At 58.2% G+C, this 10,311-nt stretch carries 9 protein-coding genes; 3 read left to right on the forward strand and 6 right to left on the reverse strand.

Going from position 1 to position 10,311, the window contains the following annotated elements; translation table 11 throughout:
- The first annotated feature begins 6 nt into the window (after window positions 1–6).
- Window positions 7–939 carry a DMT family transporter gene (locus L6439_RS27050; RefSeq protein ID WP_213470906.1) on the forward strand — a complete coding sequence of 311 codons (933 nt, stop codon included), beginning with the start codon at window positions 7–9 and terminating at the stop codon, window positions 937–939.
- A gap of 307 nt (window positions 940–1,246) precedes the next feature.
- Here the strand turns inward: L6439_RS27050 and L6439_RS27055 are convergent, their stop codons facing one another.
- From L6439_RS27055 to L6439_RS27075, 5 genes are all read right to left on the reverse strand, one after another.
- Window positions 1,247–1,423 carry a hypothetical protein gene (locus L6439_RS27055; RefSeq protein ID WP_237096666.1) on the reverse strand — a complete coding sequence of 59 codons (177 nt, stop codon included), beginning with the start codon at window positions 1,421–1,423 and terminating at the stop codon, window positions 1,247–1,249.
- A gap of 159 nt (window positions 1,424–1,582) precedes the next feature.
- On the reverse strand, window positions 1,583–1,801 hold the full coding sequence (locus L6439_RS27060) for a hypothetical protein (protein ID WP_213470908.1): 219 nt from the start codon (window positions 1,799–1,801) through the stop codon (window positions 1,583–1,585).
- 51 nt (window positions 1,802–1,852) lie between these two features.
- The gene (locus L6439_RS27065) at window positions 1,853–3,694 is read right to left on the reverse strand and encodes an ABC transporter ATP-binding protein (protein WP_420540571.1); all 1,842 of its coding nucleotides are present in this window, start codon (window positions 3,692–3,694) and stop codon (window positions 1,853–1,855) included.
- Window positions 3,688–5,418, reverse strand: coding sequence for an ABC transporter ATP-binding protein (locus tag L6439_RS27070; protein ID WP_213470910.1), 1,731 nt, complete (start codon window positions 5,416–5,418; stop codon window positions 3,688–3,690). Before L6439_RS27070 ends, L6439_RS27065 begins: the two co-directional genes overlap by 7 nt.
- Window positions 5,419–5,697: 279 nt before the next feature.
- Window positions 5,698–5,946: a hypothetical protein gene (locus tag L6439_RS27075; RefSeq protein ID WP_213470912.1), complete on the reverse strand. Its 249-nt coding sequence runs from the start codon at window positions 5,944–5,946 to the stop codon at window positions 5,698–5,700.
- Window positions 5,947–6,144: 198 nt separating this feature from the next.
- Between L6439_RS27075 and L6439_RS27080 the strand changes: the two genes are divergently transcribed.
- Window positions 6,145–7,542, forward strand: a complete 1,398-nt coding sequence (locus L6439_RS27080; protein ID WP_237096667.1) for an amidase — start codon at window positions 6,145–6,147, stop codon at window positions 7,540–7,542.
- A gap of 73 nt (window positions 7,543–7,615) precedes the next feature.
- Here the strand turns inward: L6439_RS27080 and L6439_RS27085 are convergent, their stop codons facing one another.
- A complete protein-coding gene (locus L6439_RS27085) occupies window positions 7,616–8,830 on the reverse strand; it encodes a multidrug effflux MFS transporter (protein ID WP_168181130.1) in 1,215 nt (404 codons plus the stop codon).
- Window positions 8,831–9,075: 245 nt separating this feature from the next.
- Here L6439_RS27085 and L6439_RS27090 point away from each other — a divergent pair, with 245 nt between their 5' ends.
- Window positions 9,076–9,636: a GNAT family N-acetyltransferase gene (locus tag L6439_RS27090; protein ID WP_213470914.1), complete on the forward strand. Its 561-nt coding sequence runs from the start codon at window positions 9,076–9,078 to the stop codon at window positions 9,634–9,636.
- Window positions 9,637–10,311 lie beyond the last annotated feature (675 nt).

Raw genomic sequence — 10,311 nt, forward strand, 5'->3', positions numbered from 1 at the left:
ACAAGTATGAAGCAACACTTGATCAAAGCTTACGCAGCCGCGCTTATCTATGCTTGTATTATCGGCTTTTCGTTCCTATTTGTCACGATAGCGCTGGAGAGCGCCGATCCGCTTGACGTATTGGCTCACCGGTTTACGATCGCCTTTGCCGCCGCCACGCTGATTCTTGCCGTGAAGCGGCCGTCCTTTTTCATCCGCTGGTCCGATCTGCTCAAAATTATGCCGCTGGCGCTGCTCTATCCGGCCGGGTTCTTTGTCTTTCAGACCTTCGGCCTCGTCTACACGACTTCGTCCGAAGCCGGCATCGTCCAGGCGACCGTGCCGATCATGACCGTCTTTCTGGCATCTGTCCTGCTGCGCGAGCGCTCCTCCCTTACGCAAAAGATCTCGCTAACCGTATCGTCGGCTGGCGTCATCTTCATGCTGCTCATGGGAGGAATGAACGGAGACACCTTCAGCCTCATCGGAATCACACTGATTCTGCTATCCGCCCTGTGCGCCGCGCTGTACAATATATTCGCGCGCTCCTTGACCAAGGCGTATTCGCTGCCGCTGCTGACCTACGTCATGACTGGCTTCGGCTTCATCGCGTTCAACGTACTGTCCATCGGCTCTCATCTTGCCGAGGGCACCTTGTCATCATGGTTGGCTCCGATGGCAGAAACGCGGTATTTGCTGTCGGTCCTTTATCTGGGCATTCTCTCTTCCTTGGTTACGTCCTTCATGTCAAACTATGCCTTGTCCGTCCTCGAGGCGGCCAAAATGAGCGTGTTCAGCCATGTCGCCACCCTGATTACGATCGTCGCCGGCGTCCTGTTCCTTCATGAGAGCCTCGAACCCTATCATGTGCTCGGGGGCATCGCCATCCTCGGCGGCGTCATCGTCACGAACCTGCCAGCGGCCCGCAAGGCGAAGAAGCGACCTTCCCGGTCGGCATAACCCCCGCGCACGCCAAAGAAGGGTACTGCTCATCCGTCAGTACCCTTGAAGCTATTCCGCCGCGAATCCGGGCAGAATCTCGGCAGGATCTGTCCAGGACAACGGTTGTCATCCCCATACTGGAGAGCGATCGCATTGACATGCCTCAGCTCGCTGCTGAGCGCCTCCGTCAGCGAGAGATTGCCGGCCGATCCAGCTCCGCCCGCTCAGCCCAGCAACCAGCAATACGAGCACGAACATTAGCATTCTGACGATTTGAGGCCACCTTCGCTCAAGCACCTTCCTGTACCATGCTGCGCTTTGCTTCTCAATCCGAATAGAACAGCAGCGCCCCATCTGAAGCATAAATCCGAATGTCTGAGCTTCTGTCCGCTATTCGGCCCTTTTCGGGCGGATCGTGGACGATAATATAACTGCTGCGATGAGAGCTTGCTTCGGTGGCGGCCTCCGCCTCGGCGCCAAACGCAACTACGATTCTGCTCATGTTTTCCCGTATGCGATTATCATTGACCTTGAGCATAACATAGGAAAATCCCCCATGAGCGCCAAGCTTCTCTACCGGCTCACCCCCGCTTTTATGTGTCGTCAGCGTCTTCGCATACTCGATATTTCCGTTTCTGTTGAAAACACTATAGGTACCGATTTAGATTCCCTTTTCATAAAAAATAAGAGCGGCCGGGTTCTCCCGGTCATTTAACCGCTTCTCCGCCAAAATGGTGATTTCCTCGGCCGCCACGATATCCCGAATCTGAGAGTCCGTTATTTCCTCGTACCTGTCTTTTTCGATAAAATCCACGATGGTGACAACCGAGTAACACACGATAATGATGATGGCCAACCGAATTGCGACTGTCGAATTCATGTCGAGGACAGGACCTCCCTTCCATAGGGATCGGAATCGGTGCAACGGCGGTTATCCCGATTGCCGCCGGAACTGGCTCTGCACCAAGCCGTGATAGAAGCCCTGCTGCCGCAGCAGCGACTCGTGGCTTCCCTGCTCGATGATGCGCCCGTCCTCCAGCACGAGGATGCAATCCGCCTGCTGAATCGTATTGAGGCGGTGCGCGATAACGATGCTCGTTCGCCCCTCCATCAGCCGGTACAGCGCGTCCTGTATCTTCATCTCCGTAATCGTGTCGATGCTGCTGGTCGCTTCGTCCAAGATGAGAATGGCCGGATCCGCCAGCACCGCCCGCGCGATCGACAGCAGCTGCTTCTGGCCCTGGCTGATGCCGCTGCCGTCCTGGCTCAGCTCCGTCTCGTACCCCTGCGGCAGCTTCCTGATAAATGAATGGGCGTTCGCCAGCCGCGCGGCCTGCTCGACCTCCTCGTCGGTGGCGTCCAATCGGCCATAGCGGATATTGTCGCGAATGGTGCCCTGGAACAGGAAGGAATCCTGCAGCACGAAGCCCATATGGCTGCGCAGATTTTTGCGGTCTATGTCGGACAGCTCGACGCCGTCGAGATAGATCTGGCCGCTGTCATAGTCATAGAAGCGGCTGAGCAGTTGGGTAATCGTCGTCTTGCCCGCTCCGGTCGGCCCGACCAGAGCAACTGTCTGGCCGGGCTCCGCCCGGAAGGAGACGTCCCTCAAGGTGCGCCCGTCCTTCTCGTAGGCGAACGAGACATCCACGAACTCGATCTCGCCGCGCACCCGCTCCAGCCGGATCGCATCCTGCTCATCCTGCCCCTCCTCGCGCTCCTCCAGCACTTCAAAGACCCGCTCCGCCCCGGCAATCGCGGACAGGAAGGTATTGAACTGGTTCGCCAGATCGTTCAGCGGCCGGGTGAATTGCCGCGCGTACTCGGAGAAGGTCACGATGACCCCGATCGAGATGAGCCCATGGAGCGCCAACAGGCCGCCCGCTCCCGCGATGATGGCGAAGCTCATATTGTTCAGCACGTTCATCAGCTTCGGAATGAAGCCTGAATACGTCTGGGCCCAATACCCGGAAGCCTTCAACCGTTCGCTCTTCTCGGCGAACTCTTGAATGACCTTCTGCTCCTGCGAGAAGCTCTTCACGATCTTCTGCCCCGAGAACGTTTCCTCGATGAACCCGTTCATCTCCCCGAGATTGCGCTGCTGCTCCTTGAAAAACCGTCCGGTCCGTCGCGTAATCCATTTCATGCCGAGAAACATAAGCGGCACGATCGTCAACGTGATCAGCGTCAGCAGCGGGCTCAGCCACAGCATCAAGGTCAGCATGCCGACAAAGGTCAGAATGCTGGAGGACAGCTGAATGAACGAGCTGTTCAGCGTCTGGCTCACATTGTCGATATCGTTCGTAATCCGGCTCATCAGCTCGCCATACTGCCGCTTCGTATAGAACTCCACCGGCAGCGTGTGGAGCTTCCCGAACAGGTCGGAGCGCATCGCATAGACCGCCTTCTGGGCGACGCCGATCATCCAGTAGTTCTGCAGGAAGAGCGCGGCCGAATACAGCAGGTACACGACGCCGAGCAGGACGAGGAGCAGCAGAAAGTTGCCGCCTTCCTGCGTCTTGATATGATAGTCGATCGCATACCCGACCAGGAAGGGACCGAGCAAGCCAAGCCCCGACGTCAGCAATACCATAAGGAAAATAAGGGCCAGCAGTCCTGTGTGGCCGGACATGTAACGCCATATGCGCAGCAGGGTGCCTGACCAGTCCTTGGCCCGCGGCTTCTTCTTCGAAGGATCGCCGGCTGCCGCTCTGCCTCCCGCCCGGTCCGCAGCGGCCATGCCGGGCTTCTCCGGCAGCTTCAGTCTCAGCATGGAACCCCCTCCCCTCGCTCGAACTGAGACTGCACGATGCGCCGATACAGCTCGCTGCGGCGCATCAGCTCGTCATGGCTTCCCTGATCCAAAATGCGTCCGTCATCGATGAGAATAACGGCATCCGCCTGGAGAGCGGTGCTGATTTTCTGCGTAATAATCAATGTCGTGCAAGGATAAGCCCCCAATGCCTCCAGCAGCCGCGCCTCGGTCTTCACATCCAGCGCGCTCGTGCTGTCATCCAGCAGGAGCAGCTTCGGCTTCCGTGTTAGCGCCCGGGCAATCGACAGCCGCTGCTTCTGTCCACCGGAGAGATTGATCCCCTTCTGCCCGAGCATCGTGTCATATTGGCGGGGAAGCTTCATAATCGTGTCATGAATCTGGGCGCGCTGTGCCGCCTCCATGACCTCGTCATCGGAGGCATCCTGCTTGCCCCAGCGGATATTGTCCTTCACCGTGCCGCTGAACAGCATGACCTCCTGCGGCACATAACCGATGTGGCGGCGGAGTTGCTCCATCGTCATGCGGCGGACGTCCATTCCGTCCAGCAGGACGCGTCCCTCGCTGACATCGTACAGCCGGGGAATCAGCTGGAACAGGGATGATTTCCCGGAGCCGGTCGCTCCCATGATCGCTATCGTCTCGCCCGAGCGTACCGTGAACGACACGTCCTGCAGCACAGGTGCCTCGGTGTCCGGATAGCGGAAAGTGACGTTCTGGAATTCCACGCGGCCTTCGCTTACCGCCGCATCCGGATCGGCATCGGCCGCATCCGTCACGTCGACCTCGCTCTGCAGCACATCGGCTATCCGCTGGGCGGACGCTTTGGCGCGCGACAGATTCATCATAATCATGGAGACCATCGACAGCGCTCCCGTAATCCGCGTCGTATAATTGACGATGGCCACGACTTCGCCGAGGTCAGTGCTGCCGCTCTGCACGCCCAGCCCGCCATACCACAGCACGAACAGGATGCTTCCGTTCATCAGCAGCAGGAGGATCGGAACCGTAAACTCAATCAGGCGCAGCGCGGCGACCGTCCGATCCATCAGCCGCCCGTTCGCCTCCTCGAACCGTTCGACTTCATGCTTGTCGCGAACGAACGCCTTGATGAGCCGCATGCCGAACAGGTTCTCGCGCAGCACCCCATTCACCCGGTCCAGGCGATCCTGCACCGAGCGGAACAGGAGGAACGCCTTATTCATCAGCCAGACGAGCAAGATGAACAGCACCGGCGTGACGACGGCCAGAATCAGCGCCAGCCTGAAGTTGACCAGAAGCGCCATCACGAGGCCGCCAATCATCATTAGCGGCGCCCTCATCATGATGCGCAATCCCATGAACACGACATTCTGCATCGTCGTCACGTCCGACGTCACCCGCGTAATCAGCGTCGCCGTCGGGAAGCGGCTGAAATTGGAAAACGAGAAGGACTGAATTTTCTCGAACAGGTGCTTCCGGATATCATAGCCGAAGTTCTGGCTGACATGCGCCGCATAGTACGAGTTGACGATGCCGCATACGAAGCCGAACAACGCCAAGCCGACCATCAGTCCTCCCCACTTCATAACCGCGGGAAGATGATGGGCGACAATCCCTTCATTAATAATTCGAGCCATGAGCAGCGGGAGCCACAGATCCACGATCAGCTCCACCAGCATGAGCGCAAGCGCGAAGCTCATCGGCCCCCGATAGGGCCGCAGAAATGATAGTATTTTTCTCATGTACACTCTCCTTCCCAAGCCGGGACGGAATCGCCATGCTGCGCGAAGCAGTCCTGAGGCGGTTCCTGTACCCCGCCTGCGGCAAGCGCTTCCATCCCGACAGTTGACAAGCCCTCGCCTAGGCCTGCCATTGCCTTCCGTATCATATGAAGCCGCCATGCGGGCGCGGAACGATACCCGTATGCCGCACAACCGTATGCTGGCTCGTTATCGTACACTCATTCTAGCATAGATTGGGAATTGCGCTCGACAATATGTGAAGGTTTGCATAAGATTGGGTTATTTTTTCTTGATGCAGCAGGAGGATTGGACAACAACGAATGATGACACGTATTTCCCTTCGAACCAGCCGCATCGGGCGCCGGGCCGCCCTGGTCTCGCCTTGACGGCGCTCACGCTCGGCGAGGCGGTATACGGCTTCCTGCCGACGTGGCAATGGATGATGACGGCGGTTCCCGTGACTGTTCCTCCCGCCGGGAGAGGCCGGGCTTTTGCTGGGCCGGCAGCCGCTCCGTTTTCCAATTTCACTTTTTCTTCGCCTGATAGAGCAGGATTGCCGAACCCAACTTTTCCAAGCCGCCTACCGATGCGGTCTACCCCCCACACTCTTCTCTCTTCTCTAGCATACTACTGTGACAGGATACAAGAAGACAGGCTGTCTCTCGATAACGGAATGATGGAAAGCGGCAGCCTCGCCGTCCCGCCACGCATATGCAGAAGGAGAGGATGAGATTGAAGCGAAAATCGATTCGGCAGCTGTTGAACGGCTACAAGAACAAGCGATTTTCTCCCGTAGAAGTCACCCGCGAATATTTAAGAGAAATGAAACATTGCGATCCGGCATATAACGCCTTTATTACGGTTACGAAGGAACGCGCGCTGAAGAAGGCGAAGCGGCTGGAGAAGAAATGGAACCGCGGCAAGAATCCGGGGCTGCTGTTCGGGATTCCGCTGTCTTATAAGGACAATCTGGCCACCAAGGGCGTCCGGACGACGAACGGTTCCGAGATCTACCGCAATTTCGTTCCCGAACGGACCGCTTCCGTCATCCGCAGGGCGAATAAGGAGAAGGCGATCATGCTGGGCAAAAACAATATGCATGAATTCGCGCTCGGCATCACGTCCAATAATCCGCACTATGGGCCGGTCCGTAACCCATGGAACATCGAATATTCTCCCGGAGGGTCGAGCGGCGGCTCCGCAGCGGCGGTGGCCGCCAATCTGTCCGTGGCCTCCATCGGAACGGATACCGGGGGCTCCGTGCGGATTCCGGCCGCTTCCTGCGGCATTGCCGGGCTGAAGCCGACCTATGAGACCCTTTCGACATCCGGCGTCGATTTCGTCTCGTGGACGATGGATCATGTCGGCCCGCTTGCCGCCAACATGGAGGACCTCGCGATCATGATGGACGCGCTTACCGGGAGCAAAAACTACTCCCGCCATCTGATCGACACTATTCGCGGCATGCGCATTGGCGTCCCGGTGAATTTTTTCAATGAGCATATTGAGGAGGAAACGCTGAGGCTGTATCAGGAAGCCCTGGCGGTTCTTGAGAGGCTCGGCGCCGTGAGCGTCGAGGTCGATACCTCGTTCCTGTACGGTTATCAGGAATATGGGCTGATCATTGCCGCAGCCGAAGCCGGATATGTCCACCGCCACGATATCGCCTGCTGTCTGGCGGAGATGGGGGCCGACGTGCGCGCGATATTGGAGGCGTCGCTCGATATTACGTCCCTCCAGTACCTTACCGCGCTTCAGAAGAAAGAAGAATACACTCAGGCCTTCAAGCGGATTTTCAAGCAGGTCGACGTGCTCGCCACGCCGACGCTCCCGATCCCTCCGCGCCGCATCGGGGTCGAATCCGTCACGTTCGGCTCCTATACCGAGAGCATCTTCGACGCGATGACCCGCTACACGGAGATTTTCAATATGACCGGCATGCCGGCCCTTACCCTGCCTTGCGGCATTACGAAGCAGGAGCAGCTTCCGGTCGGACTGCAGCTCATCGCCGATCATCGCCGGGAGGCGCTCCTGATTCGGACCGGTTATACGTATGAGCAGAGCGAGCTGGGCGGCTTTTATGGCAAGCGGGATCAGATCATCTCCGGAACTTGCGGTGCCTGAACGCAGCTCCCCCATATGCGACAAATCCCCGGCCCAACGATGGACCGGGGATAAATGATTGTGCGGTGGCGGGTTAGCGGCGGATCAGCAGCCGATAGCAGCCGGCTGCCCCAAGCCCGCAGCAGGCGATGACGACGCCCATCGGCACGGCCGTATCGCTGCCGGCAATCCCGACGAGCGGCGCCGCCGCCGAGCCCGCGATGAAGGGCAGCAAGCCGAGCATGGCCGAGGCGCTCCCGGCCGTCTTGCCCTGGTTCTGCATCGCAAGGGAGAAGCCGGCGGTATTGACGACCCCCGTGCTGGATACCGACACGAAGAGCGGAAGCAGAACCGACCAGAGCGGCCCGTTCAGCAGAATCGAGGCCAGGAGCGCGAGGCTCCCGCCGCAGGACAGGATCAGCCCTGCGATGAACAGCCGCATTTCGCCATGGCGCGCAGCCAGCCGTCCCGTAATCTGGGTCGCCAAAATAAGACCGAACCCGTTGAGCGCGAAGAACAGGCTGAACGCCTGGGGCGATGCGCCATAAATATTTTGCAGGACGAAAGGAGAGCCGGAGATATAGCTGAACATGGCGGCAGAGACCAGCCCTTGCGTGCAGGCATAGCCCATAAATTCCTTATCCTTCACCAGTCCCCCGAAAGTGGACAAGGTCGTCCGGACGCCGCCGGACGAGCGCCGCTCCGGCGGGTGCGTCTCCGCCAGCCCGAAGTAAGCCGCAGCGATCATCAGCAGCCCCAATGCGCCCAGCACGGTAAATACGCCGTGCCATGACGTAAATTTGAGCAGCTGGCTGCCAATGATCGGAGCGGCGATCGGCGCCAGCCCGTTAATAAGCATAAGCAGCGAGAAAAACTTCGTCAGCTCCGAGCCAGAGTACAGATCGCGCACCATCGCCCGCGCGATAACGATCCCGCCGGCGCCGGCCATTCCCTGCAGAAAGCGCAGGGCGATCAAGCCCCACATGGACGGAACAACGGCGCACAAGAAAGAGACGACGGCGTACACCGTCAGGGACGCCAACAGAGGGCCGCGGCGGCCCCGCGCGTCACTGAGCGGCCCCATGACCAGCTGCCCGAGCGCCAGACCAAGCAGGCACGCCGTCAGGCTGAGCTGAGTCAAGGAGGTGCTTGCCTGCAGATCGGCGGCGAGCATCGGCAGCGACGGCAAATACATATCAATCGACAACGGCCCGATCGCCGTCATCGAGCCGAGCACGAGCGCGATCGCGAGTCTCCGCTTGCGCGGGACGGCCGCCACGGAAGCATTCAGATTTGTTCCAGGATTCATGTATGACAACCTTTCTCTATAAAATTGCAATTGTAACAATTATAGTTACAACTTGTGAGGGAATCAAGACTTGAATATTTCATCTTTTGCCTATAGAATCCACTGGATTCCGGAGGGCGTCTGGCGGAGGAACGGCGATCCGCCGCTCCGGCGGGCACTGCAGCCGATCGTGACCGGCAGGAAGCCGGGCACTTCACGTCGAAAAAAAAGAAATCAAAAGAAATTGGATGGAGGGATGGCCACCTATGAAAACATTCCGGATTATCGAGGAACGGGTTCAGGACGATATCTACGCATCGCAAGCCGAGACCGCCGATACCGAGGCGATTATGTCCTTGCTGTACCGCACAGCCGCCTGGCTGAACAGCAAAGGCTCGACGCAATGGAATGAGCTGCTGCAGGGCGTCGATGTTCACGGGATGGCGGATTCCATCGCCAAGGGAGACGTCTTCGTCTTCAAGCGCGGCAGTGTTCCGGCGGCCGTCGTCATGCTGCTTCAGCAGCCGAGCGCCTGGGACCGGGAGCTATGGAGCAGCTTGGGCGACAAGGGCGAAGCGGGCCATGACGAGTCCATTTATTTGCACCGTCTGGCCATCGACCGCGCCCTCGCCGGCAGCCGGCTGGGACATGCGGTGCTCCGCTGGGTCGAGACCGGTATCCGCTTCCCGGGCAAGCGGCGGCTCCGCCTGGACTGCAAGGCGGGCGTTCCGGCCTTGAACGCCTTCTACCGGGCGGAGGGCTACACTTTTCAAGGCGAGATCCCGAGGGGCTACCTGCTGTTCGAGAAGGAGCTCCCTCTGCAATAATCTGCCAAACACCCGCTAAGGGTGTTTTTCTTTGCCCCGAGCACCGGTAGCCCACGTCACCAGTAGACCACGCTTTCTTTGGTTCTGCTCTAGTTTCCGATATGCCGCCTTGTTGGGTTGCCTGTTGTGATTGGTTGATTCGGTTGTTGAATGTAACTGTAGGTCGATTGTTCATGATTTGGTGCTTTGTTCGGCTATTTGATGTAACTGGTGGTTCGATTGCTCATGATATCGTGCTTTGTTCGGTTATTCGATGTGACTGGTGGTTCGATTGTTCATGATCTCGTGCTTTATCCGGTTATTCGATGTGACTGGTGGTTCGATTGCTCATGATATCGTGCTTACCCGGTTATTCGATGTAACTATCAAACTCGTTTTTCTTGTCCGGCGCTTCTGCAATCACCACGACCCTACGCTCTCTCACTGCTCGCCTTGCGCAAAGCTGCAAAAATGCAGCATTCTCATCTCGCGTCTACTTCGCTAAAAAAATTCCTGCAAAACTGCAGGATTTCGGACGCTTCGCCCCCAATCAGCGCCGTAACCGGCGAAAATGATGCACTTTTGCAGCAATACCAGCCAAATTCAGCTCATCTCGCGTAAATTGCTGCATTTACGCAGGATTTCCCGCCTCTCCTTATCATCCGTCAGGCGCTGCTTCCTCCACGCGCCTTCTCC

It is taken from the genome of Paenibacillus dendritiformis, from assembly GCF_021654795.1.
GTDB lineage: Bacteria > Bacillota > Bacilli > Paenibacillales > Paenibacillaceae > Paenibacillus_B.

Excerpts from the sequence above, each read along its gene's own strand:
- L6439_RS27090 (WP_213470914.1), top strand. The coding sequence starts at position 9,076 with ATGAAAACATTCCGGATTATCGAGGAACGGGTTCAGGACGATATCTAC.
- L6439_RS27065 (WP_420540571.1), bottom strand. The coding sequence starts at position 3,694 with ATGCTGAGACTGAAGCTGCCGGAGAAGCCCGGCATGGCCGCTGCGGAC.
- L6439_RS27055 (WP_237096666.1), bottom strand. The coding sequence starts at position 1,423 with ATGAGCAGAATCGTAGTTGCGTTTGGCGCCGAGGCGGAGGCCGCCACC.
- L6439_RS27050 (WP_213470906.1), top strand. The coding sequence starts at position 7 with ATGAAGCAACACTTGATCAAAGCTTACGCAGCCGCGCTTATCTATGCT.
- L6439_RS27070 (WP_213470910.1), bottom strand. The coding sequence starts at position 5,418 with ATGAGAAAAATACTATCATTTCTGCGGCCCTATCGGGGGCCGATGAGC.
- L6439_RS27085 (WP_168181130.1), bottom strand. The coding sequence starts at position 8,830 with ATGAATCCTGGAACAAATCTGAATGCTTCCGTGGCGGCCGTCCCGCGC.
- L6439_RS27060 (WP_213470908.1), bottom strand. The coding sequence starts at position 1,801 with ATGAATTCGACAGTCGCAATTCGGTTGGCCATCATCATTATCGTGTGT.
- L6439_RS27080 (WP_237096667.1), top strand. The coding sequence starts at position 6,145 with ATGAGATTGAAGCGAAAATCGATTCGGCAGCTGTTGAACGGCTACAAG.